This window comes from Archangium gephyra (assembly GCF_049060025.1).
In the GTDB taxonomy this organism is placed as follows: Bacteria; Myxococcota; Myxococcia; order Myxococcales; family Myxococcaceae; genus Archangium; species Archangium gephyra_A.
In genome coordinates this window covers 3634584-3661495 of the sequence record NZ_JBMEQQ010000002.1, presented here as the reverse complement: position 1 = coordinate 3661495, position 26912 = coordinate 3634584, and the positions used below count along the sequence as shown (strand labels likewise).

At 70.2% G+C, this 26912-nt stretch carries 18 protein-coding genes and 3 pseudogenes; 10 read left to right on the top strand and 11 right to left on the bottom strand.

What is annotated here, in order from left to right; all coding sequences use genetic code 11:
- Positions 1-104: 104 nt before the first annotated feature.
- Both fadI and fadJ read left to right on the top strand, forming a co-directional pair.
- Positions 105-1409 (top strand): acetyl-CoA C-acyltransferase FadI, encoded by a 1305-nt coding sequence (gene fadI, locus ACN28I_RS15845; RefSeq protein ID WP_420942857.1) that lies wholly within the window; start codon positions 105-107, stop codon positions 1407-1409.
- Positions 1409-3653: pseudogene (gene fadJ, locus ACN28I_RS15840) on the top strand (fatty acid oxidation complex subunit alpha FadJ). The gene fadI and the pseudogene fadJ overlap by 1 nt, the downstream one beginning before the upstream one ends.
- 204 nt (positions 3654-3857) lie before the next feature.
- Here the strand turns inward: fadJ and ACN28I_RS15835 are convergent.
- Positions 3858-5766, bottom strand: a pseudogene (locus ACN28I_RS15835) (CocE/NonD family hydrolase).
- Between the two features lie 175 nt (positions 5767-5941).
- Between ACN28I_RS15835 and ACN28I_RS15830 the strand changes: the two are divergent.
- Both ACN28I_RS15830 and ACN28I_RS15825 read left to right on the top strand, forming a co-directional pair.
- Entirely contained in the window at positions 5942-7069 is a 1128-nt protein-coding gene (locus ACN28I_RS15830; protein ID WP_420942856.1) for a mannosyltransferase family protein, read from the top strand.
- Positions 7066-7758 carry a class I SAM-dependent methyltransferase gene (locus ACN28I_RS15825; protein ID WP_420942855.1) on the top strand — a complete coding sequence of 231 codons (693 nt, stop codon included), beginning with the start codon at positions 7066-7068 and terminating at the stop codon, positions 7756-7758. Before ACN28I_RS15830 ends, ACN28I_RS15825 begins: the two co-directional genes overlap by 4 nt.
- On the opposite strand, the gene ACN28I_RS15820 is transcribed toward ACN28I_RS15825, so the two are convergent.
- Both ACN28I_RS15820 and ACN28I_RS15815 read right to left on the bottom strand, forming a co-directional pair.
- Complete coding sequence (locus ACN28I_RS15820; protein ID WP_420942854.1) at positions 7707-8579, bottom strand: carbohydrate deacetylase; 873 nt, start codon at positions 8577-8579, stop codon at positions 7707-7709. The genes ACN28I_RS15825 and ACN28I_RS15820 overlap by 52 nt on opposite strands.
- A 4-nt stretch (positions 8580-8583) precedes the next feature.
- Positions 8584-9384: a glycosyltransferase family 2 protein gene (locus ACN28I_RS15815; RefSeq protein ID WP_420942853.1), complete on the bottom strand. Its 801-nt coding sequence runs from the start codon at positions 9382-9384 to the stop codon at positions 8584-8586.
- A gap of 150 nt (positions 9385-9534) precedes the next feature.
- Here ACN28I_RS15815 and ACN28I_RS15810 point away from each other — a divergent pair, with 150 nt between their 5' ends.
- The 3 genes from ACN28I_RS15810 to ACN28I_RS15800 all read left to right on the top strand — a co-directional run bounded on the left by ACN28I_RS15810 (position 9535) and on the right by ACN28I_RS15800 (position 13701).
- Complete coding sequence (locus ACN28I_RS15810) at positions 9535-10476, top strand: diguanylate cyclase (protein WP_420942852.1); 942 nt, start codon at positions 9535-9537, stop codon at positions 10474-10476.
- Positions 10477-10657: 181 nt separating this feature from the next.
- Positions 10658-12235 carry an ATP-binding protein gene (locus ACN28I_RS15805; protein WP_420948646.1) on the top strand — a complete coding sequence of 526 codons (1578 nt, stop codon included), beginning with the start codon at positions 10658-10660 and terminating at the stop codon, positions 12233-12235.
- Complete coding sequence (locus ACN28I_RS15800; protein ID WP_420942851.1) at positions 12232-13701, top strand: sigma-54-dependent transcriptional regulator; 1470 nt, start codon at positions 12232-12234, stop codon at positions 13699-13701. Before ACN28I_RS15805 ends, ACN28I_RS15800 begins: the two co-directional genes overlap by 4 nt.
- 15 nt (positions 13702-13716) lie before the next feature.
- Here the strand turns inward: ACN28I_RS15800 and ACN28I_RS15795 are convergent, their stop codons facing one another.
- Complete coding sequence (locus tag ACN28I_RS15795) at positions 13717-15048, bottom strand: replication-associated recombination protein A (RefSeq protein WP_420942850.1); 1332 nt, start codon at positions 15046-15048, stop codon at positions 13717-13719.
- A 101-nt stretch (positions 15049-15149) separates the two neighbouring features.
- Here ACN28I_RS15795 and ACN28I_RS15790 point away from each other — a divergent pair, with 101 nt between their 5' ends.
- The gene (locus tag ACN28I_RS15790) at positions 15150-15995 is read left to right on the top strand and encodes an NAD(+)/NADH kinase (RefSeq protein ID WP_420942849.1); all 846 of its coding nucleotides are present in this window, start codon (positions 15150-15152) and stop codon (positions 15993-15995) included.
- Between the two features lie 6 nt (positions 15996-16001).
- Positions 16002-16799, top strand: coding sequence for a YdcF family protein (locus ACN28I_RS15785; protein WP_420942848.1), 798 nt, complete (start codon positions 16002-16004; stop codon positions 16797-16799).
- Positions 16800-17100: 301 nt separating this feature from the next.
- Here ACN28I_RS15785 and ACN28I_RS15780 read toward each other — a convergent pair.
- From ACN28I_RS15780 to ACN28I_RS15750, 7 genes and pseudogenes are all read right to left on the bottom strand, one after another.
- Positions 17101-18516, bottom strand: a pseudogene (locus ACN28I_RS15780) (bifunctional metallophosphatase/5'-nucleotidase); the annotation flags it as partial.
- Positions 18517-18707: 191 nt separating this feature from the next.
- On the bottom strand, positions 18708-19454 hold the full coding sequence (locus ACN28I_RS15775; RefSeq protein WP_420942847.1) for an MBL fold metallo-hydrolase: 747 nt from the start codon (positions 19452-19454) through the stop codon (positions 18708-18710).
- The gene (gene coaD, locus ACN28I_RS15770; protein WP_375771982.1) at positions 19454-19951 is read right to left on the bottom strand and encodes a pantetheine-phosphate adenylyltransferase; all 498 of its coding nucleotides are present in this window, start codon (positions 19949-19951) and stop codon (positions 19454-19456) included. Before coaD ends, ACN28I_RS15775 begins: the two co-directional genes overlap by 1 nt.
- Positions 19951-21195: an MFS transporter gene (locus ACN28I_RS15765; RefSeq protein WP_420942846.1), complete on the bottom strand. Its 1245-nt coding sequence runs from the start codon at positions 21193-21195 to the stop codon at positions 19951-19953. Before ACN28I_RS15765 ends, coaD begins: the two co-directional genes overlap by 1 nt.
- The gene (locus ACN28I_RS15760; protein WP_420942845.1) at positions 21192-21797 is read right to left on the bottom strand and encodes a TetR/AcrR family transcriptional regulator; all 606 of its coding nucleotides are present in this window, start codon (positions 21795-21797) and stop codon (positions 21192-21194) included. Before ACN28I_RS15760 ends, ACN28I_RS15765 begins: the two co-directional genes overlap by 4 nt.
- A gap of 89 nt (positions 21798-21886) precedes the next feature.
- On the bottom strand, positions 21887-22450 hold the full coding sequence (locus tag ACN28I_RS15755; protein WP_420942844.1) for an adenine phosphoribosyltransferase: 564 nt from the start codon (positions 22448-22450) through the stop codon (positions 21887-21889).
- Positions 22447-23433, bottom strand: coding sequence for a 2-hydroxyacid dehydrogenase (locus tag ACN28I_RS15750; RefSeq protein WP_420942843.1), 987 nt, complete (start codon positions 23431-23433; stop codon positions 22447-22449). Before ACN28I_RS15750 ends, ACN28I_RS15755 begins: the two co-directional genes overlap by 4 nt.
- 158 nt (positions 23434-23591) lie before the next feature.
- On the opposite strand from ACN28I_RS15750, the gene ACN28I_RS15745 reads away from it, so the two are divergent.
- Complete coding sequence (locus ACN28I_RS15745) at positions 23592-26897, top strand: SNF2-related protein (RefSeq protein ID WP_420942842.1); 3306 nt, start codon at positions 23592-23594, stop codon at positions 26895-26897.
- The last annotated feature ends 15 nt before the right edge of the window (positions 26898-26912 follow it).

Below are 26912 nucleotides of genomic sequence, written 5' to 3'. Positions count from 1 at the left end.
GGGGCCTCGTTCCACCCGGTTGACTCCGGAGTCAATCTCCCGTTGACGCGATGCGACACGGCCCATTAGATGCGCCTCACCTACGTCGTGAAGGTGAGGCACACATGGCTCGCGAGAAGCAGCGTAACGGTCACCGCAGGGTGGCCATCGTCCGCGGATTGCGGACGCCCTTCGTGAAGGCGGGAACCGACTTCGCCAGGCTCACCGCGCTGGACCTGGGCCGCATGGTGGTCCAGGAGCTGGTGCAGCGCGCGGAGATCGATCCCCAGGAGATCGACCAGGTGGTGTTCGGCCAGGTCATCCCCACGCTCACCGCGCCGTCCATCGCGCGCGAGGTGGTGTTGGCCGCGGGGCTGCCGCGCAAGATTGAAGCGTTCACCGTGGCGCGCGCCTGCGCCACCTCCATCCAGGCCATGACGACCGCGGCCAACGCCATCTCGGTGGGCGAGGCGGACGTGGCGCTCGTGGGTGGCACCGAGTCCATGTCGGACGCGCCCATCTTCACCAGCCGGCCGCTGGCCCAGGCGCTGGTGGCCGCCTCCAAGGCGCGCAGCCTTCCGGAGAAGCTCAAGGCCTTCCAGACGCTCAAGCCGCGCGACCTGGTGCCCGTGCCCCCGGCCATCGCCGAGTACTCCACCGGCCTCACCATGGGCGAGAGCGCCGAGAAGATGGCCAAGGAGAATGGCATCTCCCGCCAGGAGCAGGACGCCATCGCCTTCACCTCGCACCAGAACGCCGCGCGCGCCTGGAAGGACGGCTTCTTCGACGCCCAGGTGATGCACGTGGTGGTGCCGCCCAAGTACGAGAAGGTGTCCCAGAAGGACAACATCGTCCGCGAGGACACCAGCCTGGAGGCCCTCTCCCATCTCCGGCCCGTGTTCGATCGCAAGTACGGCTCCGTCACCGCCGGCAATGCCTCGCCCCTCACCGATGGCGCCGCCGCGCTGCTGCTGATGAGCGAGGAGAAGGCGAAGGCGCTCGGCCTGGAGCCGCTCGGCTACCTGCGCGCCCATGCCTACGCCGCCACCGACCCCGGAGATCAGTTGCTCCAGGGCCCGGCGTACGCGGCCCCCATCGCGCTGCAGCGCGCGGGCATGAAGCTCTCCGACATCGATCTCGTGGAGATGCACGAGGCCTTCGCCGCCCAGGTGGCCAGCAACATCCAGGCGCTGGCCTCCAAGGAGTTCGCCCGGAAGGCCGGCTGGAGCGCGCCGGTGGGCGAGGTGGACCGTACGCGGCTCAACCTGTCGGGTGGCTCCATCTCCATCGGCCATCCCTTCGGGGCCACGGGGGCGCGCATCGTCACCCAGGCCCTCCATGAGCTGAAGCGTCAGAACAAGAACACGGTGCTGTGCACCGTCTGCGCCGCCGGTGGCCTCGGAGCCGCGGTGGTCCTGGAGCGTGCGTGATGGCTGCGATGATGGCTCAGGAGCTCGAGGCGAAGCAGGGCTTCACCTACCACGTCGAGGACGGTGTCGCGCTCCTCGTGCTGGACCTGCCGGGCGAGCCGGTGAACACGCTCTCCCCCGAGACGGGCGAGGTGTTCTCGACGCTGCTCACCCGCGCGGAGAAGGATCCCACGGTGAAGGCCGTCGTCTTCATTTCCGGCAAGAAGGATGGCTTCGTGGCCGGAGCGAAGATCGACTTCCTCCAGAACGCTCAAGTCCGCCTCCGAGGCCACCGCCGCCTCGCGTCAGGGGCAGCAGGGCTTCGACCGGCTGGAGGCCTTCTCCAAGCCGGTGGTGGCGGCCATCCACGGCGCGTGCCTGGGCGGCGGCCTGGAGTGGGCGCTCGCCTGTGACTACCGCATCGCCACGGACAGCCCGAAGACGACGCTCGGGTTGCCCGAGGTGCAGCTCGGCCTCATCCCCGGCGCGGGCGGCACCCAGCGGCTGCCGGCCCTCATCGGCGTGCAGGCCGCGTTGGATCTCATTCTCACCGGCAAGAACGTGAAGCCCGCCAAGGCCAGGAAGCTGGGCCTGGTGGACGAGGTGGTGCCCGCGCCCATCCTCCGCACCCTGGCCGTGCGCCGCGCCCGCGAGCTGGCCGAGGGCATGCTGAAGGCGGAGCGTCGTCCCCGTGGCCAGGGCCTCAAGGCGGTGGCACAGCAGGGCCGCAAGGGCCTGGGCGGACTGCTGCTGGGGCTGGCCAACAAGGAGATGTGGGCCGAGGTCGCGCTCGAGGACAATCCGGTGGGCCGGAAGATCCTCTTCGATCAGGCGCGCAAGCAGCTTCGCAAGAAGACGCGCGGCAAGTACCCGGCGCCGGAGCGGGCGCTCGAGGCCATCCGCATCGGCGTGGAGTCCGGCCGCGCGGCGGGTCTGGAGGCCGAGGCCCGGTTCTTCGGCGAGCTGGTGGTGTCCGACGTCTCCAAGCGGTTGGTGGAGATCTTCTTCGCCACCACCGCGCTCAAGAAGGAGAACGGCACGGCCAGCGCGGACGTGAAGCCGCGCGAGGTGAAGAAGGTGGGCGTGCTCGGCGGCGGCCTGATGGGTGGCGGCATCGCCTACGTCAGCTCGGCGCTGCAGGGCGTGCCGGTGCGCGTGAAGGACAAGGACGACGCGGGCGTGGGCCGGGCCCTCAAGCAGGTGCAGGGCCTCTACGATGAGCGGGTGAAGAAGCGCTCGCTCACGTGGCGCGAGGCCGCCGCGAAGATGGCGCTCGTCACCGGTGGCACCGGCTACGAGGGCTTCAAGAGCGTGGACGTGGTCATCGAGGCCGTCTTCGAGGACCTGGCCCTCAAGCACCGCATCATGGGCGAGGTGGAGGCCGTCACCCGCGAGGACTGCATCTTCGCCTCCAACACCTCCAGCATCCCCATCACCGAGCTGGCCAAGGGCTCGCGGCGGCCCGCGCAGGTCATCGGCATGCATTACTTCAGCCCGGTGAACAAGATGCCGCTGCTGGAGATCATCACCCACAAGGGCACCGCCGACTGGGTGACGGCCACTTGCGTGGAGGTGGGCAAGAAGCAGGGCAAGACGGTCATCGTCGTCAACGACGGGCCGGGCTTCTACACCTCGCGCATCCTCGCGCCGTACATGAACGAGGCCGCGCACCTGCTGGCCGATGGCGCCGACATCGCCGAGCTGGACAAGGCGCTGGTGGAGTTCGGCTTCCCCGTGGGCCCCATCACCCTGCTGGACGAGGTGGGCATCGACGTGGCGCAGAAGGTGGGCCCCATCATGGAGTCCGCCTTCGGCAAGCGCATGGCCGCGCCCCGCGCCCTGGAGAAGGTGGTGGCCGACGGACGGCTCGGCCGCAAGAACAAGAAGGGCTTCTACACCTACGACGGCAAGAAGAAGAAGGAGGTGGACCCCACCGTCTACGAGCTCCTGCCGCACGGGAAGAACCGCAAGAACCTGGATGCGCGCGAGATGGCCGAGCGGTGCGCCCTCCAGATGGTGAACGAGGCGGTGCGCTGCCTGGGCGAGGGCATTCTGCGCAGCGCGCGTGACGGCGACGTGGGCGCCATCTTCGGGCTCGGCTTCCCGCCGTTCCTCGGAGGCCCCTTCCGCTACGCCGACAGCCTCGGCCCCGCCGAGCTGCTGCGGCGCCTGGAGCACTACCAGGACAAGTACGGCGAGCGCTTCACCCCCGCGCCGTCCCTGGTGGAGATGGTGAAGGCGGGCAAGACGTTCTACCCGCGCTAATCCCCTTCAGGTAGGTCCGCGAAGATATCCCCTCTCCCTTCGGGAGAGGGACGGGGTGAGGGTGCCAGGGCCTCGGGTTGAACCCCCTGTCCACACTGAGGGCCACGGGTTGGAAGAACGGGCTCGGGGGGGAGAGGGAGCAGGAGCTCAATCACTCGGGAGGGGAGGGCAGGGGGCCCGTTGCTCCCCGCCCTCCCGGGTGCGTCAGTCGTCCACCGCCGGCAGCACGCCCACCTTGAGCGAGCTGGGGTGCGCCGCCGAGCGGTGCACCCGGTGGAAGGCGCGCACGAAGTCCTCTTCCTTCGCCTCGAAGATGTTGGGCACGAAGGTCTGCGGGTTCCGGTCGATGAAGGGGAACCAGCTCGACTGCACCTGGATCATCACCCGGTGCCCACGCTTGAAGGTGTGGAAGACGTCGTTGATGACGAAGCGCACCTTCGTCACCTCGCCCGGCTTGAAGGGCTTGGGCTCGCTGTAGCTGTCACGGAAGCGGCCGCGGAACGGCTCGCCGCGCACCAGCGTCTGTTGGCCTCCGCGGTTGCGGGTGTTGCCCTCCTCCGAGTCTCCACGGCTGGCGCCGGGCATCTTCCCCGGGTTCACGTCCACGAGCTTCACCACCCAGTCCGCGTCGGTGCCCGTGGTGGACACCCACAGCTCCGCCTCCAGCGGGCCCGCGAGCGTCAGGTCCTTCTCCAGCGGCGCGGTCTCGTAGACGAGCACGTCGGGCCGGCGCGAGGCGAAGCGCTGGTCCTCGGTCATGTAGTTCTTGGTCCAGCCCGTCGTCAGCTCCGTGGTGTAGGGCACCGGCTTGTTCGGGTCACTCACGTACTCGTCGAAGGCCGCCTCGGTGGACGCGGGGGGCGCGTAGGAGAGGCCGCCCTTGGGCTGGAAGTAGAGCTTCGCCTCGCGCACGCCCTTGGGCGGCCACGTGTCGAAGCGCCTCCAGCGGTTGGCGCCCGTCTCGAACACCAGGGCCTCGGGCAGCTCCGGCTTGTCGCCCCCCTTGAGGTGGTGCCTGAAGAAGGCGAGCCTCCAGCTCCTGGTAGAGGTCGCTCGTGCGGAAGCCGAACTCGACGTCGCCGAGCGCGGTGCTGTCCCCGCGCGTCCAGCCGCCGTGCGGCCACGGGCCCATGACGAGCGTGTTGGTGATGCCCGGGTTCTGCTTCTCGATGGCGGCGTAGGTGCGCAGCGGGCCGTACAGGTCCTCGGTGTCGTACCAGCCGCCCACCGTCATCACCGCGGCCTTGATGTTCTTCAGGTGCGGCAGGAGGTTCCGCGCCTGCCAGAAGGCGTCGTAGTTGGGGTGCGCGACGATGTCCTTCCAGAAGGCGATGTCACCCTTGAAGTAGCGCGTGTCCGCGTTGGCCAGCGGCCCCAGGTCGAGGAAGAACTGGTAGCCGTCCGGCGTGCCGTGGTCGAAGCGGTGCCAGTTCTCGTTGGCGACGGGCTGCGGCCGGGGCTTGCCGAAGCCCGAGAAGAAGTTGAAGGCCAGCACCAGGTTGAAGGCGCCATGCCGGTGCATGTCGTCCCAGAACCAGTCGGCGATGGGTGCCTGGGGCGACACCGCCTTGAGCGCCGGGTGCGAGTCGATGGCGCCCGCAGAGGCGTAGAAGCCCGGATACGAGATGCCCCACTGGCCCACGCGGCCGTTGTTGCCCGGCACGTTCTTCACCAGCCACGCGATGGTGTCGTACGTGTCGGTGCTCTCGTCGATGTCCTTGGGCCCGCTCTTCTTCGCGACGTGGGGGCGCACGTTGACGAACTCGCCCTCGGACATGTTGCGGCCGCGCACGTCCTGGAAGGCGAAGATGAAGCCCTGCTTCTCGTACTCGGCGGTGGGCCCGAGCCGGCGCGCGTACCGGTCCTGGCCGTATGGCGCCACCGTGTAGGGCGTGCGCACGAGCAGGATGGGGTAGCGCTTGCCGGGGCTCGCGTCGTTGGGGACGTAGACGGACGTGAACAGCTTCGTCCCGTCGCGCGTGGGCACGCGGTACTCGAACTTGGTGTAGCGCGAGCGGATGTACTCGGCGCGTTCGGACTCGGCGGTGGGCGGCTGGGGCTTCGTGGCCTGGGCCCTCGCCGGGCCGGCGAGCGCGACAAGCACGAGCACCATGAGGCTGCGGAACATGAGGTGCATCCACTCTCCTGGTGGGGAAGGCGGGCATTGTCGATGAACGGTGGCGGTGCGGAAAGCGCTGTCTCGTGCTCGCGGGGCAGGGGCGCTCTCGCACCCGGGGTCCGGGTTCCGTCCTTGACCCCGGCACGTTTCTGGATGATGCCTGCGCCGCATGTCCCGCTCCGCCTCCCGCACCCTGGCTCTCGTCATCCTGGCCGCCGTCCTGGCCTGTGCCGTGTCGGCGGGGCTCGGCGCCTGGCGCTTCCACCACAAGAATCCCCAGAACCCGGTGGTGCGGCTCGACGAGTACGTGGTGATGGGCTGGGTGGGTTGGGACTCCAGTTGGTACATGCGCATCGCCGAGGAGGGCTACCGCTTCACGCCCGGCGAGCAGAGCTCCGTGGCCTTCTTCCCCGTCTACCCGCTGGCCATCCGCGCCGTCGAGGTGCTCGGGCCCAACGTGTACCAGGCCGGGGTGCTCGTCACCCTGCTGTGTGGACCGCTCGCGCTCATGCTCTTCCTGCGCTGGGCGCGCTTCCGGGTGGAGGAGCCCCTCGCGCTCCAGGCCGCGCTGCTGCTCGCCCTCTACCCCTTCACCTTCTTCCTCTACGGCGTCATGTACTCCGACGCGCTCTTCCTCCTGCTCGTGGTGGGCGCCTTCCTCCTGCTGGAGAAGGGGCACCTGGGGCCGGCCGTGCTGCTCGGCGTGGTGGCCACGGCGGCGCGGCCGGTGGCGCCCGCGGTGGTGCTCGGCCTGCTGGCCCGCCGGCTCGAGTGGAAGCGCGAGCGGGGAGAGCGCTGGACCGCGCTCGACTTCCTGCCCCTCCTGTCCGCGCTCGGCTTCATCCTCTACATGCTCTACCTGGACCAGCGGTTCGACGCGCCCTTCGCCTTCGTCGAGGCCCAGGCCGCGTGGGGCCAGGAGCAAGGCTGGCGCTCCTGGCTGAAGCTGTCCTGGTTCAAGACCGTCTTCTCCCCCGACTCCAACCGGGAGACCATCGTGCGCCTGTGCGTCCACGCGTTGTTGACGCTGGGGGCGCTCGCGCTGGTGTGGCCCACCTTCAAGCGCCTGGGGTGGGGCTATGGCGTGTACTGCGCCGTGCTGGTGGGCATCCCCACCGTGTCCACCAAGGACTTCATGGGCATGGGGCGCTACCTCATCTCCGCCTTCCCCCTCTTCCTCACCCTCGCGCTGCTGCTGCGCGAGCACCCGCGCGTCCGCCACGGCCTCCTCGCCGTGGGCGCCGTGTCGCTCGTCTTCCTGACGGCCGCCTTCGCCCTGGACCACTACATCTCGTGAACGCTCCCCTCGCTCCCGCTCTGGCGCTGTTCTCCCACCTCCCGCTCAGCGAGCGCTTCCACGTGCACGCCCGGGCCTTCTCCGCGCCCCTCGAGGCCGTTGCCTCCCGCGTGCCCGCCGGGGGCAGGGTGGCCGATGTGGGATGCGGCCACGGCCTGCTCTCCGCCCTCCTGGCCCTCGGGGACTCCCGGCGCATCGTGCATGGGGTCGATCCTGACCCACGTAAAATCGAGTGGGCCCGCAGCGGTGTCGGCCGCCTGCCCAACGTGCGCGCCGAGGTGGGCACCGTGGAGTCGCTCGCCGAGCAGTACGCCGGCCAGTTCGACGCGGTGGTGGTGAGTGATGTCCTCTATCTGCTCCCCGTGGAGCGCTGGCCCGGCTTCCTGCGCGAGGCCCGGCGCCTGCTGCGTCCCGGTGGGCGGCTCCTCCTGAAGGAGGCCGAGGGCGACCGCTCCTGGAAGCACTTCAAGTGCCTCGCCCAGGAGGTGGTGATGGTGAAGCTGCTCGGCCGGACGAAGGCGGGAGGCGCGCTGGTGCTCCAGCCCCGCGAGGCGATGCGGGCCCTGTTGCGCGAGGCCGGCTTCACCCCGCGCGAGACGGTGGAGCTGGGGGAGGGTTACTCCACGCCCCACATCCTCTACGTGGCGGAGGCCACCGCCGGGGACGGGGCGGCCGACAGCGCGCCGTAGGTGGTCAGCTCCACCCCGAGCTGCTCGAGCCGGGCCCGCACGCGCGGACTGGTGAGCGCGTCCAGCTCGGACTGCCAGCCGTAGGTCCACGCCGGGTCTTCCGGGACGTGGGGACGGCCCTCGCCCGGGTGGCAGCCGAGCTCGAAGTCTCCCGGGGGCAGCGCCTCCAGCAGCGCGAGCAGGGCGGACTCGGTGAGCTGGCCCGCCTCGAAGATGCCTCCCGCGCTCACCCGCCGGACGCCCGGCAGCGGCCCCGGTGCACTCCGCGCCAGCAGCGACAGCAGCGACGTCTTCACCGCCGGCCCGGGAGCCCGCAGCCACGACCTCCGCGGCAGCCGGTCCGGCCAGCGCAGGGGCAGTCCCTCTCGCATCGCCAGGGCCTCCACCAACGGGCGCACCCCGGGCAGCAGGTGCAGGTGCTGGTGGCCGTCCAGGTGGTCCACCTCCGCGCCCAGCTCCCGCGCGCGCCGCACCTGCGCGGCCAGCTCCAGCTCCAGCTCCTCGCGGCGCACCTGCCCGGTGAGCCAGGCCCGCGCGAAGTCCGCCCAGCTCCCGCGCAGCCGCCCTCCGGGGGCCACCGTGGGCACGTGCGAGGCGGGCGCCGCCGGGGGCAGCCGCGTGCAGAAGGCCAGGTGGACGCCCAGGGCCAGCCCTCGCGCCCGGGCCTGGGGCACCGCCTGCTCCGCATTCGGGCCCATCACCAGCACGGTGGCGCTGGTGACGATGCCCTCGCGGTGCGCCCGGAGGATGCCCGCGTCCAGGGACGGGTGCAGCCCCAGGTCATCCGCGTTGACGACGAGGCGTGTGCGCGCGCGTCCCACCGCGCTACCCGTGGCCGCGCGCCTTGTCGCGCTCGCGCGCCGAGCCATGCAGCGGGGCCACCGACGGGGGCAGCCGCACCGGACGCCTGGCCGCCCGCGGATGGCGCGTCTCCGGGTACAGCTTCACCAGCTCCCGCATCATCTTCGCGATGACGGTGGGCGAGGACAGCGTGGAGATGCCGCGCGTGCGCGGGAAGTAGTCCACGCCCATCTGGAACACCTTGAAGCCCTGATGGATGGCCTTCACCACCAGCTCCGCGTCGATGAACGAGCCCTGGCTGTTGAGCTCCACCGCCTCCAGCACCCGCCGGTGCATCACCTTGAAGCTGAAGTTGATGTCCTTCACCTGGACACCGAACAGCGTGCGGATGAGCAGGTTGTAGGCGAAGGAGTACACAATCCGCTTGGGCCCCTCGCTGGTGCGGTCGAACCGGAAGGCGCAGATCATGTCCGCCTCCAGGTACTTCATCAGGTGCAGCGCCCGCTCCAGCTCCTTCAGGTCGAAGGGCAGGTCCATGTCCGAGTACACCACGATGTCCTTGGTGGACGCGGACAGGCCGGTGCGCATGGCCCCGCCCAGCTTCAGGTTGACCGGGTGCGTGATGACCCGGAACTGGGGGATGCGCGCGGCGAGCTGCTCGCAGACTTCCTGGGTCCGGTCCGTGGAGGCGTCGTTGACGACGATGATCTCGAAGTCGTCCGTCAGCCGGGGGAGCACCTCCATGGCGCGTGACACCGTGCGCTCCACATAGTCCTCCTCGTTCCAGGCGGGAAGGAAGAGGCTGATGCTGGGAGATTGACCCACGATGTGACCTCGGTGATGTGCCCCTGTGACAGGCGTAGCGGAACTGGGGCGGCTGGCTATCAAACATCGCAGGGCAAGCGCAATCCAACGGTCGCGAGCCTTCGCTCGGGCGTGGTAGCGTGGAAGCTTGGGTTGGTTTCGGGGATAGATGTGGGAGACAGTCGCCTCATTCTGTTGGTGGACGAACTGCCCGAGCGGCAGGCCGAGCTGGCGAGCACCCTGGAGCAGGAGGGATTCTCCGTCCGATTGGTGTCGGCCGGCCCGGAGGCTCAACGCCTTCTCGCCGATGCCGCGCTGGTGCTTCTCGTCCTGGGTCCCGCCGGGGGGCCCTCGCGCGCGCTGTTGCAGCACCTGATAGGCCGGGACGACGAAGGGCAGGGGCCCGCCATCATCGCCCTGGTGCCCACCGAGGAGCGCGCCGCGGTGGTGGCCGTGCTGCGGCTGGGCGCCGAGGTGGTGTGCACCCCCGTGGACCCGGACGAGCTGGTGGCCCGCATGGGCCGCTGTCTCCAGGAGCGCGAGCGCCTCACCTCGCTCCTCACCCGCGTGGCCTCGCTGGAGCGCCTGTCCGTCACCGATGGGCTCACCGGCGTCCACAACCACCGCTACTTCCAGGAGCGGCTGCGCGAGGAGTTCCGGCGCGCCCAGCGCTACGACGACACGCTCTCGCTCATCCTCATCGACCTGGACCACTTCAAGGCCTTCAACGACACGCACGGCCACCAGGTGGGCGACATCGTGCTGCGCGACGTGGCGGCCTCGCTCCAGCGCAGCGTGCGCGAGACGGACCTGCTCGCCCGCTATGGAGGCGAGGAGTTCGCCATCCTCCTGCCGCGCACCCCGCTGGCCGGCGCTCTGACCGTGGCCGAGCGCGTCTGGCGCGAGCTGGGCTTGCTTCACACCGGCCCCCAGCGCACCCTGCGCGTCACCGCCTCGCTCGGCGTCTCCACCTTCCCCCACCACGCCGTCAGCAGCGCGGAGTTGCTGGTGCGCGCCGCCGATCAGGCCCTCTACCGAGCCAAGGACGAGGGCCGGAACCGTATCTGCCTCTACGTCGCCCCCTCACCCTTCGATAGGCCCACCCCTCGTTAGGCCGCTCCCCATACTCCGAGTGGGTCAACATTGACCCGATTCATCGGTCGGGGTATGGAGGGACCCAGGGTGGTCGCGAGCCCCGGGTGCGGAAGCACCCGGTATCAGAGGGCTTTGCGAGGTGGCGGACGTTGGCAGCGTCATTGCAAAAGCTCGGGTCTCGGACCCAACGAGGTTGCCACTGGAACTGGCGCAGACACAGGGAGCGGTGCCACGCGGACGGCTGCTGCTGGTGGACGACGAGGAATACATCCTGAAGTCCATCCGGCGGGTGCTCCGTCGCGGCGATTGGCAGATCGAGACGGCCTCTGATGCGGAGGAGGGCCTCAAGGCCCTCGAACGCTTCACGCCCGAGGTGGTGATCTCCGACTTCAGGATGCCGGGGATGAACGGCGTGGAGTTCCTCAGCCGGGTGAAGGCGCAGGTGCCGCGGGCCCAGCGCATCATGCTCACCGGGCAGGCGGATCAACAGGCCATCGAGGAGGCGATCAACCGGTCGGAAATCTTCCGTTTCATCTCCAAGCCTTGGAACGACAGCCATCTGGTGCTGACGGTCAAGAGCGCGTTCGAGCAGTACGCGCTCCAGGCGGAGAACGAGCGGCTGTTGCGGGTGACGCAGCAGCAGAACGAGGAGCTGCGGCGGCTCAACGCGGAGCTGGAGACGCGGGTGGCGCTGCGCACGCACCTGCTGAGCCAGGCCAAGCGCGAGTGGGAGTTGTCGTTCGACTCCATCGAGACGCCGCTGGCGGTGGTGCGCCGGGACTACGGGGTGCGCCGCGCCAACCGGGCCTACACGGACCTGGCCGGAGACCGGCTCAAGGAGCCGTTGTCCGAGGAGGGCGCCGAGCAGCTCTGCCACAAGCTGCTGTTCGATCGGGACACGCCCTGTCAGGGCTGCCCGCTGCCCGAGGCGGTGCAGAGCGGCAAGGGCGGGCGCGCGGAGATCAGCCAGCGTGGGCGCACCTACGCCATGGCGGCCTACCCGCTGACGACCGAGGGGCGTGCCGTGTGCTCCTACCGGGACATCAGCGACGAGCGCGAGATGACGCGCCGGCTCATCGACACCGAGAAGATGGCGGCGGTGGGCCAGCTCGCCGGCGGCGTGGCGCATGAGATCAACAACCCGCTGGGCGGCATCCTCGCCTTCGCGCAGTTGATGAAGCGCGACGAGGGCCGCAACGCCTCGGACCTGGAGTCGTTGGACCTCATCGAGGAGAGCGCGCTGCGCTGCAAGCGCATCGTCGAGAGCCTGCTGAAGTTCAGCCGCCACAGCCGGACGGAGGATCGCCGCGCCTTCCAGCTCAACAAGTGCGCGGAGGACTCGGCGGTGCTCTTCGGGGCCCAGCTCAAGGCGTACTCGAAGGTGCGGCTGGAGCTGCGCCTGGCGCCGGAGCTGCCGGAACTGTTCGGCGATCCGGGGCAGCTCTCGCAGGTGATGCTCAACCTGCTGCAGAACGGGCTGTACGCGCTGCCCGCCGAAGGTGGCGTGCTGTCCCTGGAGACAGGCAAGGACGGCGAGCGCTGCTACTTCCGCGTCGCCGACACGGGCACGGGTATCGATGAGCGCTACCTGGGGCACATCTTCGAGCCGTCGTTCACCACCAAGCCTCCCGGCCAGGGCACCGGCCTGGGGCTGTCGATTGCCTACCGCATCGTCGAGGACCACGGCGGCGTCATCAAGGTGGACACCCAGGTGGGTGAGGGCTCGCGCTTCACCGTCTACATCCCCATTCCCTTGCAGCTCGAGAGGTTGCCGTGACTCCACAGCCAGCCCCTACCGGCGCCCGGCGCGCCAAGATCCTGGTCGTGGATGACGATCCGATCGTCCTCAAGGCGGTCACGTCCATCCTCAAGCGGGAGGACTACCAGGTCGTCTCCATCGACGACGCCGTGGAGGGACTCACGGCGGCGAAGGACCCGTCCATCGACGTGGCCGTCCTGGACATCAAGATGCCCAACCTGTCCGGCATGGACCTGCTGCGCGGGATCAAAGCGGCGCGGCCGGACGTGGAGGTCATCATGATGACGGCCTTCGCCACCGTGGAGACGGCGGTGGAGGCGGTGAAGGCCGGGGCGTACGACTACCTCACCAAGCCCTTCGAGAACATCGACGAAGTGAGCATGACGGTGGCCAAGGCCGCCGAGCGCAAGGCCCTGAGGGACCGGGCCCGCGCGCTGGAGGAGGCGCTCACCGCGCGCAACCAGTTCGAGGAGCTCATCGGCCAGTCGGGGCAGATGCGCGCCGTCTTCAAGCTGGTGGAGACGGTGAGCCACTCGACGGCGACGGTGCTCATCCAGGGCGAGAGCGGCACGGGCAAGGAGCTGGTGGCCCGGGCCATCCACTACCGCAGCGCGCGCAAGGACAAGCCCTTCGTGGCCGTCAACTGCTCGGCGCTGTCGGACACGCTGCTGGAGAGCGAGCTCTTCGGCCACGTGAAGGGCAGCTTCACCGGAGCCACGTCCAACAAGAAGGGCCTCTTCGAGGCGGCCGACGGCGGCACCATCTTCCTGGACGAGATTGGTGACGTGCCTCCCGCCACCCAGGTGCGCCTGTTGCGCGTGCTGCAGGAGGGCGAGGTGAAGCGGGTGGGCGCCAACGAGCCCGTGAAGGTGGACGTGCGCGTCATCGCCGCCACGCACGTGGACCTGAACCGCGCCAAGGAGCAGGGCAAGTTCCGCGAGGACCTGTTCTACCGGCTCAACGTCATCACCATTGATCTGCCGCCGCTGCGCGACAGGCCCGAGGACGTGCCGCTGCTGGCGCACCACTTCCTCAAGCTGTACACGGCGAAGGTGGACAAGCGGGTGACGGGCTTCACGCCGCGCGCGATGGAGGCGCTCACCTGCAACCGGTGGACGGGCAACGTGCGCGAGCTGGAGAACGTCATCGAGCGCGCGGTGGTGCTCACCTCCAAGGAGGTGCTGGACGTCGACGACCTGCCGCCGGGCTTCCAGGACGCGCCGCAGGCCGGGGCCCAGGTGGAGGTCTTCAGCCTCGCGCACCTGCCGTACGCCCAGGCGAAGCGGCTGGCCATGCGCGCCTTCGAGCGGCGCTACCTCACCGCGCTGCTCGAGAAGCACAACCACAACGTCTCCAGCGCCGCGCGCGCCGCGGGCGTGGACCGCTCCAACTTCCGCCGCCTGCTCAAGCAGTACGAGGTGGCCGGGCGCTCCATGAAGCGCGGCAAGGACGGAGACGACGACGCGCTCGAGGCCGCTTCCTGACGTGAGGGAGCGGGCTCAGCCCTCTTCACCCGGCTCGCGGGGGTGCTCCGCGAGCTGGCGTTGGATGTCCTCGTAGCGCTCGGACAGCTCCTCCTCGAAGCCGTTGCGCGTGGGCTGGTAGAAGTGCCGGCCGTGCAGGGCCTCGGGGAGGTAGTCCTCGGGGACGTAATTGCCCTCGAAGTTGTGCGGGTACTTGTAGCCCGCCCCGTACCCCAGCGACTTCATCAGCTTCGTGGGCGCGTTGCGCAGGTGCAGGGGCACGGGCAGGGGCCCGCCCTCGGTGACGGCGGCGCGCGCCGCCGCGTACGCGGTGAGCACGGCGTTCGACTTGGGTGCCAGCGCCAGGTACGTCACCGCCTGGGTGAGGGGCAGGGTGCCCTCGGGCAGGCCCACCAGCTCGAAGGCCCGCAGCGCGTCCACCGCCACGCCCAGCGCCCTCGGGTCCGCGTTGCCGATGTCCTCCGAGGCGAAGATGACCATGCGCCGGAAGATGAAGACGGGGTCCTCGCCCGCCTCCAGCATGCGCGTCATCCAGTAGAGCGCCGCGTCCACGTCCGAGCCGCGCATGGATTTGATGAAGGCGCTGACGACGTTGTAGTGCTCCTCGCCGCCTTTGTCGTAGAGCAGCGCCTTGTGCTGCATCGCCTCCTCGGCGATGGCCTTGTCCACCCGGGTGCCCCCGTGCGCGGCCGCCGCCTCCAACGCGGTGAGCGCCCGGCGTGCGTCGCCTCCCGAGGACTCGACGATGAAGGTGAGGGCCTCGTCGTCCACCTCCACCCGGCCGCCCAGGCCCCTGGGGTCCTCCACCGCCCGGCGCAGCAGCTCCACCAACTCCTCCTCCTCCAGCCCGCGCAGGGTGACGACGCGCGTGCGGGACAGGAGAGCGGCGTTCACCTCGAAGGAGGGATTCTCCGTGGTGGCCCCGATGAGGGTGATGGTGCCCTTCTCCACGTGGGGCAGCAGCGCGTCCTGTTGCGCCTTGTTGAAGCGGTGGATCTCATCCAGGAAGAGCAGGGTGCGCTGGCGGTTCATCCTCCAGCGCTCCTGGGCGCGGGCCACCGTCTCGCGGATGTCCTTCACGCCGGAGAGCACGGCGGAGAGCGACTCGAAGGCGGAGCCGGTGAAGTGGGCGATGACGTAGGCGAGCGTCGTCTTGCCCGTCCCCGGGGGGCCCCAGAGGATGAGCGACGGCACCTGGTCCTGCTGGATGGCCCGGCGCAGGAAACGGCCCTCGCCCGTCAGGTGCTCCTGGCCGACGAACTCCTCCAGGCGGGTGGGGCGCATCCGCTCGGCCAGGGGGGCCAGGGTGGCCTGGTCCTTCTGGCTGGCATGCTCGAAAAGGTCCATGCGGCAATCCTGGCGTCCGGGTCCCACGTGTCACAGGGTCATCGAAGCGGCCATTTCGTCCAGCGCTCCCCTGGCCGCCTGGACTAGAACCTGGACCCATCGTGCACACCCTGTTGCTCGTCGCGAAGAAGGACAAGCCCGAGGCGGCGGAGCTGGCCGCCCGGATCCGGGAACGCTACCCCTCGCATGAGGTGCTGGGAGACCGCCTCCTGGCCCATACGCTCGGCTGGCCCCGGGTGGATGACCGCGAGCTGGCCTCCCGGGCGGAGCTGGTGGTGGTGCTGGGCGGAGATGGCACCCTCATCCACGCGGCCCGGCTGCTGGACGGGCGCCCCACGCCGATTCTCGGGGTCAACCTGGGCAGCCTGGGCTTCATGACGGAAATCCCCGTCGAGGAGCTGTTCCTCGCGCTGGACGAGGTGCTCGCCGGCCGCTTCAAGACGGACTCCCGGATGAAGCTCTGCTCGCGGCTGGTGCGCGACGGCAAGGTGCTGGTGCAGGACGAGGTCCTCAACGACATCGTCATCAACAAGGGCGCGCTGGCGCGCATCGCGGACCACGAGGTGTCCATCGAGGGCGTGCCCATCGCCACGTACAAGGCGGACGGCGTCATCCTGGCCACGCCCACCGGCTCCACCGCGTACTCGCTGAGCGCGGGCGGGCCCATCGTCCACCCCTCGGTGGACTGCACGGTGCTCACGCCCATCTGCTCGCACGCGCTCACGCACCGCTCCATCGTCGTGCCGGCGGACCGCACCATCCGCGTCACCCTGGCCACCGAGACGGCGGACACCTTCCTCACGCTGGACGGGCAGACGGGCCACAGCCTGCAGTGCGGCGACAGCATCGAGGTGGTGCGCTCGCCCAACCGGGTGAACCTGGTGCGCAACACCCGCGTGGGCTACTTCACCATCCTCCGGCAGAAGCTCCACTGGGGCGAGCGGTAGCGCGGCGTGTTCGTCTTCCTGTCGAAGGTGTTGGATCTGCTGCTCGCGCCGCTCTCCTGGGGGCTGCTGCTGGGCGGGGTGGGCCTGCTGCTGAGCCGGAGGCGGGCACGGCTGGCGGCGGGGCTGCAGGGGCTGGGGCTGCTGGTGGTGTACGTCTTCTCCCTGGAGCCCACGGCCAATGGCCTGCAGCGGTGGGTGGAGGCGGGCGCGGTGTCCACGTACCGGCCGGACACGGTCTACGACGCCGTCATCGTGCTGGGCGGAGCGGTGGACGCGGACGCCACCGAGCGCTCGGGGCTGCCCGAATACACGCACCCGGTGGAGCGGATCCTCCGAGGCTACGAGCTGCTGCTCCAGGGGAGGGCGCGCCAGGTGCTGATTTCCGGAGGCACGCTGGACAGGCGGCCCGGGGCGCTGGTGGAGGCGGACATCCTGGCGGGGCAGCTCCGGCTGTGGGGGATAGAACCGGAGCGGATCGTCCTGGAGGGGCGCAGCCGGAACACGCGGGAGAACGCGGTGGAGTCGGAGCGCCTCATCCGGGAGAAGGGCTGGCAGAAGCTGGTGCTGGTGACGAGCGCGGCGCACATGCCGCGGGCGCTGGGGACGTTCCACGCGGTGGGGCTGAAGCCGGACACGCTGGTGGTGGACGTGCGCGCGCACGAGTGGCACCTACGCGGGGCGTGGTGGCAGCCGCGGGCCTCCAACCTGTCGGCGGGCACGGACGCGCTGCGGGAGCTCTTCGGGCGCCTCGTCTACCGGCTGCGCGGCTGGACTCCCTCTCCCACCGGGAGAGGGCTGGGGTGAGGGTAGCCGTCCCCGTTCTCTTTCCCCGTCGCCCTACTGAGCCGCTCGCGCCGTGCCCGGGCAGGCCATGGCGTCCTTGTCGTCCTTGTCGTCCTTGCTGGCGAGCTTCCCGGGCGCCGCCGCGCAGCCGCTCGATGCGGCCACTGGTGGCGGGAGCAATGGCCTGGGCGGAGGCGAAGGCCTCGCGCAGCACGTCCTGCGTGGTGCGGCCCTTGTCGGGCGAGACGCGGTACTTCGCGCCCTTGAACATGGTGTACCCGTCACCGCCGCCGGACATGTACGAGTTGGTGGCGAGCGAGTACGTCCGCTTGGCCTCCAACGGCTCGCCATTCACGGTGACGCGGACGATGCGGTCACCCGCGGGGCGGCACACGTCGAAGGCGTACTGGATGCCGGAGACCTGGGGGAAGCGGCCGGGGCCGGTCTCCTCGGCGCTGCGGCTGACGCCGTGCTCGAGCGCCTGGAGCAGCACCGCGCCCGTCACCTCGATGCTCACCACGGAGCCCGGGTAGGGGTGGACGGCCAGCACGTCGCGCCGGGTGAGCGGGCCGGGCCTGAGCACCGAGTCGGAGCGGATGGAGCCGCCGTTGATGAGCGCCACGTCCGCGCCGGTGGCCTGGCGGTAGGCGTCCGCGACGAAGGAGGCCAGGTTCGTCTCGTGGTTGCGGTTGGCCTCCTCGCTGGCGTCCAGGGGCACCTGGGTGCGGCCCACCGGCTGGGAGAGCTCGGCCATCATCGCGTCGTACTCGCGCATGGCGCTGGCGAAGGTGGGGTCCTCCGGCACCTCGGACGTCACCGGCAGCATGCCGAAGTCCATGCTCTTGAGCTTGCCGCTCCGGGTGCCCACGTGCAGGGTGACGCGTCCCAGCTCCCGCGCCTCGGAGGACATCTTGATGATGGGCGTGCCATTGGACACCGCCTGCATCATCTCGTGCTCGTGGCCGCCGATGATGAGATCGATGGGGGCGCAGCGGGCGAGCACCTTGTCCTCGGCGACGAACAGGTGCGTGAGACCGATGATGATCTGCGCGCCCTGCTTGCGCATCTGCGGCACCAGCTCGCGCGCCTTGGCGCACGTGTCGGTGAAGTACACGTCCGGCCCCGGCTTGGAGCTGTACTTCGTCTTGCCCAGCACCACGCCGAAGAGGCCCACCTTCACGCCGCCCACGTCGCGGATGACGAAGGGCGGGGTGTCGGCGAAGGGCCTCTTGGTGCGCTTGTCCATGACGTTGGCGCCCAGCCAGGTGAAGCGGGACTCCTGGATGCGCTCGCGCAGCACGTCGGGGCCGAAGTCGAACTCGTGGTTGCCGAGCACCGCGAAGTCCAGGCCCAGCGCGTTCCACGCGTCGATCATCTGCTTGCCCTTGTGGACGGTGGACTCCACCGAGGGCCCCAGCGTGTCACCGGCCATGAGGAACAGCGTGTTGGGCGACTCGGCGAGCACCTGCTTGCGCAGCGTGGACAGCCGCCCCAGTCCGCCCCGGGCCCCGAAGTCCACCGGGGTGAACTGGTACACGTCGTTGACGTGCAGCAGGGTGAGGGTGACGGTGGGCTCATCGTCCTGCTCGGACTCGGGAGCCGCGTTCTCGGAAGGTTTGGACCCCGCTCCCGCGGAGGACGTGGGCGCGCTCCCTGGCAGCGAGGCGCAACCGGCGGCGAGGAGCAGGGCGGCCAGGAGTGTGGCCAGGGGGCTCGGCAAGCGGAACGGGAAGGACATGGGAGATCGTCGGGGTGTCCAATGTCCCACGTCCGGCGCGCGGGTGCATCCTTTCGCGTGACACCGGCGTGACGCGGTGTGGCGAGGCTCGTTTCCCTCCTCGCCCTGGAGGCGGCGGGTGGCCCGGAGGCGCTTGACCGCGGGTGGAGGCGGCGGGGGGAGAGCACGCCCGCTCGCTCGGAGAGCAGCGCTTATACGGTGTAGCGGCGACCCTGCGCGAGCGGCTCGATGTTGCTCGCCCCGAGGTCGAAGTCATCCGGGTAGTGGATGAGCCGCATCTTCGCGCGCGTGGCGGCGGGCAGCGCGGCCAGCTTCTCGTAGGGCGTGTGCACGCCGTAGTTGGTCTCGTGCACCATGAGGTCCGCCTCGGAGAGCCAGGAGAGGAGGCCCTCGTCGTAGGCGGTGTCCGCGCTGTAGCCCAGGCAGCGCCCGCCGGCCCGGATGCGCAGGGCCGTGGTGGGCACGTGGTGGTAGGTGAGGCGGCTCTCGATGGAGAAGGGTCCGAAGCGCACGGCGGCCCCGGTGGAGAGCGGGTGGGGCTCGAAGTAGTCCTCGAAACCATGGCGCTGGGGCTCGCCGCCGGGCTTGCGGATGAGGTCCTCCATGCCCGCGGCGAGGTGGCCGTCCCAGAGCCGCCGTGTCACGTCCGGGTGGGCGAGCAGTTGCAGCTTCCGCTGGAGCACGAAGAAGGAGAAGTAGCCGAGCCCTTCCACACCCGAGCTGTGGTCCGCGTGCAGGTGGGTGAGGACGAGGCCGGACACGCGGTCCGCGTCCAGCGTCACACCCGAGGAGAGGCTGGCCTCGCGCATCATCTTGCGGATGGGGTGCGGGCAGTCGATGAGGAGCACCTGCCCCTCGGCTTCAAGCGCCAGGCACGAGGAGTAGTGCAGGGCGGAGAAGGCATCGCCAACGCCGAGGGTGACGAAGGACAGGCTCATCACGGACTCCGGAGGGAGGAGGGGGACAACCGCAGGCGCAGCTTCGCCGCGACGGCGGGCGGGCAGAAGTCGGAAACGTCCTCGCCGCGCGCCAGCTTCTCCTTGAGGCGGCTGCTGCTCACCTCGGCGAGGTGGGATTCGGCGGGGAGGAAGAGGGTGGAGAGGTCCGGGGCGAGGGCGCGGTTGGCCTGGGCGAGCGTCGTCTCGAACTGGGCATCCGTGGCGCCGCGCACCCCGCGCAGCAGCACGCTGGCGCCGATGGCCCGCGCGTAGTCCACGATGAGCCCCTCGGTGCTGGCCACGGTGACGTTGGGGTGGAGCGCCACCACCTCGCGCAGCAGCTCCATGCGCTCGGCCACGGTGAAGAGGGTGCGCTTCTCGGGGTTGATGGCCACCACCACCACCACGTGGCCGAAGAGGCGCGCGGCCTGGCGGACGACGGAGAGGTGGCCGGCGGTCACCGGATCGAAGCTCCCGGCATAGACGGCGATGGTCATCACGACACCTCCGGGTGAGCCCCGGACACGAGCGTCCGGGGAGGATGGAAGGTGAGGGCCACCCAGACCACGGCCAGGGCGCAGACGGCCGCCGAGAGCGCGAAGTGCCACGCGTAGCCGAGGGCCTGGGCGCTGAAGCCACTGGCGGCTGCGGCGGCGCCGGTGGCCAGCACCACGAGCGAGGCCTGCACCGTGTAGTCGGAGGCGGCGTGCTCGGGGCGGCAGGGCTCCATCATCACCGTGAAGAGGGCCGCGGTGGCCATGCCGCTCGTCAGGTGCTCCACGCCGCATACGAACGTGAGCAGGGGAATGGAGGTGCTCCGTGTGGCCAGGGCGTAGAGGAGCACCGCGCCGGCCTGCAGGGTGCCGAAGACGAGCAGCGAACGCCGGTGGCCCAGCCGGTTGACGAGCGCCCCGCCCACGAGCGCGCCGAGGAGCCCGGTGGTGAAGCCCACGACGCCGAGCATCCACCCCACCTGCGACAGGCGCAGTCCTGCGTCGACCAGGAAGGTGCGCAGCATCCCCGTCGCCAGGTGCTCGCCCGCCTTGAAGAGGACGAGCAGGGTGAACCACGCGCCCGAGCCAGGGCGGCGGCTCCAGTACAGCAGGGTCTCCCGGAGCCAGTGCCACGTGCTCACGGACCCGTGCCGGGGCGCGGCGGAAGGGGGCTCGCGGAAGCGCACCACCGGCACCGTGGCCAGGAGCAGCAGCGTCCCCATGCTCAGCAGGGTGGCGCGCCAGCCGAGCGTGTCGATGACCATGAGCATCACCCCACCGCCGAGCACCATGCCCACCCGGTAGCCCGCCACCTGGATGCCGTTGCCCACGCCGCGCTCGTGGGGCTCGAGCAGCTCCACCGCGAGCCCGTCCGTGGCCACGTCCTGCGTGGCCGCCAGCAGGTTGACGAGCAGCACGGCCACGAGGAGCACCGGGATGCTCACCGCGCCCTCGGGAAGGGCGAGCCCCAGGAGGAGCGCCGCCGAGAGGACTTGCAGCGGGAGGATGTAGCCGCGCCGCCGGCCCAGCCGCTCCGAGCCGTACCGGTCCATGAGCGGGGCCCAGAGGAACTTGAGCGCCCAGGGCAGGGCGAGGAGGTTGGCCAGACCGATGTCCGGCAGCGACATGCCCTGCGTGCGCAGCAGCACGGGCAGCGTCTGGGTGAAGAAGCCGAAGGGCAGGCCCTGCGAGAGGTAGAGGCTCGTGAGCAACCCGAGCTTCTGAGGCGTCGTCAGCGAGGTCTTCATGTGCCCTCCGGGGACTCCGCCGTGTCGAGCAGCCCCGCGGCCATGCGCTTCACCGTGCCCGCGGCGGAGCCCGGGGGCGTGAGGCCCGGCGCCGCCGTCGAGAGGACGAAGTAGCCCTGCACCGCCGCGAAGAGGCCCGCCGCCACCGCCCGCGCCCTCCGGCGGCCGATGACCGCGCCCACCAGCTCCTCCAGGTGCTCCAGGTCCGCGCGCACCACCTTCTCGTATGCCGCGCGCACCTCGGGCTGCCGCACCGCCTCCGCGCTGATGGTCACCCACGCGGCCACCGAGGATGGATCCGAGTCTTCCCCCGTGGCCAGGTAGGCGTCGAGGAAGGCGTCCACCTGCGCCCGGGCTCCACCCTTCACCCGCTCCAGCCGCGCCTTCACCCGCTCGCGCACGCGCCCGGCGAGCTGCTCCACCAGCGTCAGGAGGATCTCCTGCTTCTCCGTGAAGTGGTAGTGCACCAACCCTGGGCTCAGCCCCGCCGCCTTCGCGATCTCCGCGATGGACGCGCGCTCGTAGCCGCGCTCGGCCATAACGCGCAGCAGTCCCGAGACGATCTGCTGCCGGCGCTCCTCCGTATTCGATGGGCGGGCCATCCTCGGCTCCGTTTCTAGGTTGGTTGACCAACTTATAAGCCCGTGGACCCACGGCGTCAACCGGGACTCCGGGGTTCAGCGTGGTTGTCTCAGTAGGAGAGCAGCGAGCAGACCTTCTCGCGGCCCAGCCGCTCGCGCCCGGGCAGGAAGTCCAGCGAGATGAGGACGCTGAAGCCCACCACCTCGCCGCCGAGCTTCGTCACCAGGCGCGCCGTCGCCTCCGCGGTACCGCCCGTGGCCAGCAGGTCGTCCACGATGAGAACCCGATCCCCGCGGGCCACCGCGTCCTCGTGGAGCTGCAACCCGTCATCGCCGTACTCCAGGGAGTAGCGCTCCGTCACCGTCTTGTACGGCAGCTTTCCCGGCTTGCGCGCCGGAGCGAAGCCCGCGTGCAGGGCCAGGGCGATGGGGGCTCCCACCAGGAAGCCACGCGCCTCCACGCCCACCACCTTGTGGATGTGACGGCCCCGGAAGGGCGCCGCCATCGCGTTCACCACCCGCCCGAAGAGGTGCGGATCCGCCAGCACCGGCGTCACGTCCTTGAAGATGATTCCCGGCTTGGGGAAGCCCGGCACGTCGCGGATGCGGGCCTTCACGTCCTCGACGAGGTTGGAGTCGTGGCCGGGGATGAAGAGGGAAGGGGTGTTGCTCATGGGAAGAGCTCCGGGTTGACGCAGTGAGGCGGTTTCCGCCCTTGCAGTGCGGCGAGGAGATTATCCACCGCCATGGACGCCATGCGTCCACGGGTGGCGTGGCTGGCGCTCGCGATGTGGGGGGCGAGCAGGACGTTGGGGAGGTTCAGCAGCGGGCTGTCGGAGGGCAGGGGCTCGGGGTCCGTCACGTCCAGCGCGGCGCCGCCCAGGTGCCCGCCGGAGAGCGCCTCCGCCAGCGCGGCCTGGTCCACCACCGTCCCCCGGGCCGTGTTCACCAGCAGGGCCCCCGGCTTCATGGCCGCGAACTCCGCCCGCCCCAGCCAGTGCCGGGTCTCGGCGTTGAGCGGCACGTGCAGCGAGACGAAGTCCGACTCGGCGAGCAGCGTGGCCTTGTCCACGCGCGTGAGCCCCAGCTCCGCCTCCAGGTCCGGCCGGGCCCGGCGGTTGACGTAGAGGATCCTCATTCCGAAGCCGCGCGCCCGCCGGGCCATCGCCGCGCCGATGGCGCCCAGCCCCACGAGGCCCAGCGTCGCCCCGTACACGTCCGTGCCCAGCAGCAGGCCGGGCTCCCACGTCCGCCACTTGCCGGCCCGGACGTACGCGTCCGCCTCGGCCACCCGCCGCGCCAGACCCATGAGCAGGGCGAAGGCGAAGTCCGCCGTCGTCTCGGTGAGCACCCCCGGCGTGTTGCCCACGGGGATGCGCCGCGCGGTGCACGCCGCCACGTCGATGTTGTCGTACCCCACCGCCACGTTGCTGACGGCCCGCAGGCGGTGGGCGCCGTCGAGCAGGGGCTCGTCCACCTGGTCGGTCAGCAGGGTGATGAGCCCGTCCACCTCCCGGGCCTCCGAAAGCAGCACGTCCCGTGGGGGAGGCAACTGCTCTTCCCATACCCGGAGTGAGACCTGAGCGGCCAGCCGGGCCAGCGCGTCTCCGGGAAGTTGTCGCGTGACGAAAACTCGGGGGCGGGTGGGGCGTTCCATTTCGACCGCCAATGCTCGCACAGCCGTGAGCCGTGCGGTGGATGACCGAGCAACCATCGCCCGGCCATCGACCTGCATTTTTCCCACGACGGAGGCTGCCCCGTCTGTGGTAATCGAATGGATTCCCCTCGTACCGGGGGGAAGGGACTGACGAGAACGTGCCCTCCACCGCCGACACCCGAGAAGCTTCTTTCCCGCCTGATGGCCAGTGGCTGCGCGCCCTCAAGGCGGAAGTTCAGCCCGCTACCTTCAAGAAGGGCCGCGAAGTCGCGGAGACGCGCCGCGTCTTCGGCCTCCAACGAGAGGGAGACCTCATCAGCGCCCAGGTGGCCGCCGCCTCCTCCTCCCAGGAGCGCTACGACGTCGCCCTCGAGGTGGGCAACGGCAAGCCCACCTCCAAGTGCACCTGCCCGGCCTGGAACGCCGCCGGGCTGCACTGCGAGCACGTGGTGGCCGCGGCGCTCGTCTATGCCGCGCGTCTGCGCGCCTCGATGATCGCCTCCTCGGCCGCCGCCGCCGCCGCTGCTTCGGCCGCCGCCGCCGCCCCGGTGGCCGCCGTGCCCGACACTGCTTCCGACGAGCCCTCGCCAGACGGCGAGGCGGACGCCGATTTCGACGCTCCCGTCCCCTCGGCGGACGGGCCCCTGATGGACGCGGTGAGCCTGCCCGCGCTCGCCAAGGTGGAGAGCTGGCTGGGCCTCTCCTCCCAGCCGGATTACGAGTTCCTCTACCGGCTCACCCCCTCCAACACGGGTCCCGGCGGGCGCCACTGGCTGATGGACGTGCGCCGCCAGGACGCGCAGATGAAGGGGCCCGTGCACATCAAGCGCATGCTCCAGGCCGGCACCCGCATCGCCCCGGCCGACGAGCGCGTCTTCATCCTGCTCGCCAAGCACGAGCAGCGGTACGACTCGCGCATCGTCCTCTCCGACGAGGACCTGTGCGAGATGCTCGAGTTCCTGCGCCCGCGCCGCGTCATCTACCGCGGCACCGCGCTGCTCTTCTCGGACGAGCCGGTGCGGCCGCAGATCCACCTCGAGTCCCGCCCGGACGGCGCCACCGCCCGCATCGAGCTGCTCATGCCGGACGGGACGAGCCTGTCCCTCAAGGATGCCATCCTGCTGGCGGGCATGCGCACCTACATCATCACGGGGCAGACGCTCTCGCCGGTGGAGCCGAATCTGCCGCCGCGTCTGGTGCGCAAGTGGCTGCTGGAGCCCACCATGGCCTTCCCGGTGGGGCAGTTGGACCGGGTGCTCACGTTCTTCGCCGCCCACCTGCCGCGCTTCCAGATGGCGCTCAAGGCGGACGACATCGACGTGGACGAGTCCGTGGAGCCGCGCTTCCTGCTCACGCTCGAGGGCACCGCCGAGCGCGTGAAGGTGCAGCTCGCCGCGCGCTACGGGCAGACCACCGTGCCCGTGTCCCCCACGGCCTCGCACCTGGGCTACGCCAGTGGCGTGGGCACCGACGGCCGCAAGCTGTACCGGCGCCGCGAGGAGCTGGAGCGCGCCGCGGGCAAGCGCCTGCAGGAGCTGGGCATGCGCTACGACAGCCACACCCACGCCTACGAGACGAGCGGGGATGGGGCCATCGAGTTCTGGGCTCGCGGGCTCGCGTCGCTGCCCGACGACTGGGAGCGCTACGGCGTGCAGGCCCCCAAGGTGCGCCTGCGGCCCAAGCTGCGTCCGCGCATCCGCGTGGGCATGAGCGGGGTGAGCTGGTTCGAGCTGGATGCCGAGTTCGTCACCGATGACCAGGCGGTGGACCTGGGCGCGGTGCGCATGTTTCTCGACTCGGGCCGCCGCTTCGTGCCCCTGAAGGACGGCACCTACGCCGAGGCGGACCTCGCGGAGATCAAGCGCGCCGCGGACCTGCTGGAGGAGGCCGGCGCCATGCCCGGCCGGACCCGCACGCGCCTGCCGCTGCACCAGGCCGTCGCGTTGGATCTGCTGGTGGAGCTCGGCGAGTACACCGAGGTGGAGGCCAAGGCGCGCAAGGCGATGACCGAGCTGCGCGACACCAACGGCGTGCCCAAGGTGGGGCTCCCCGAGGGGCTCCAGGCCACGCTGCGCCACTACCAGGAGGCGGGCCTGTCCTGGCTCTGGTTCCTCCACCGGCACGGGCTGTCCGGCATCCTCGCGGACGACATGGGTCTCGGAAAGACGATCCAGTCCCTGAGCCTCCTGCAGAAGGTGGCCAACGAGGAGGGCCGCAAGCCGTCGCTCGTGGTGGCGCCCACCAGCGTGCTCGCCAACTGGGAGCGCGAGGCCGAGCGCTTCACCCCGGGCCTGAAGACGATCGTCTGGCACGGCCAGGATCGCAAGGAGCGCGTCGAGGACCTCAAGGGCGCGGACCTCGTGCTCACGTCCTACGCGCTGGTCCGGCGCGACCTGGAGGCGCTCAGCGAGGTGGGCTTCCGCTACGTCATCCTCGACGAGGCGCAGAACATCAAGAACGCGGACAGCGCCACGGCACAGGCGTGCAAGTCGCTGCCGAGCGACACGCGGCTCGCGCTCACCGGTACGCCGCTGGAGAACCGGCTCAGCGAGCTGTGGAGCCTCTTCGACTTCCTCATGCCGGGCTTCCTCGGCAGCGCGGAGGGCTTCAGCGACCGCTTCGAGCAGCCCATCCAGGTGGCCAACGACAGCAACGTGCGCGACCGCCTGCGCCGCCGCATCCAGCCCTTCATCATGCGCCGTCTGAAGACGGAGGTGGCCAAGGACCTGCCGCCCAAGACGGAGAGCGTGGCCTGGTGCGAGATGGAGCCCGGGCAGGCGGCCCTCTACCGCGAGGTGCTCGAGGAGAGCCGCCGCAAGGTGAACGAGTCCATCGAGAAGATGGGCTTCAAGCGCAGCCGCGTCTCCATCCTCGCGGCGCTCATGCGCCTGCGCCAGGTGTGCTGCGATCCGCGGCTGCTCAAGATGCCTCCCGGCACGCTGCTGCCCGCCAGCGCGAAGCTGGAGCGCTTCGGCCAGCTCGTGGACGACCTCGTCGCCGAGGGCCACCGCGCGCTCGTCTTCAGCCAGTTCACCGAGATGCTCGAGCTGCTCAAGGGCGAGGCGGACCGCCGGGGCCTGCGCTACCTCTACCTGGACGGCCGGACGAAGGACCGCATGGGCAAGGTGGACGAGTTCAACCGTCCGGACGGGCCTCCGCTCTTCTTCATCAGCCTCAAGGCGGGTGGCACCGGCCTCAACCTCACCGCGGCCGACTACGTCATCCACTACGATCCGTGGTGGAACCCGGCCGTGGAAGACCAGGCGACCGACCGTACCCACCGCATCGGCCAGACGCGCGCCGTCATCAGCTACAAGCTCATTACGCGCGGCACTGTGGAGGAAAAGATTCTCAGCCTCCAGAAACGCAAGAAGGACCTGGCCGCGGGGGTTCTCAGTGCGGATGGCGACTTCGGCAAGCTGCTGACCGAGTCGGACATCGTCGACCTCTTCCAGGGCGAGTAACCCTGGAGGGCTACA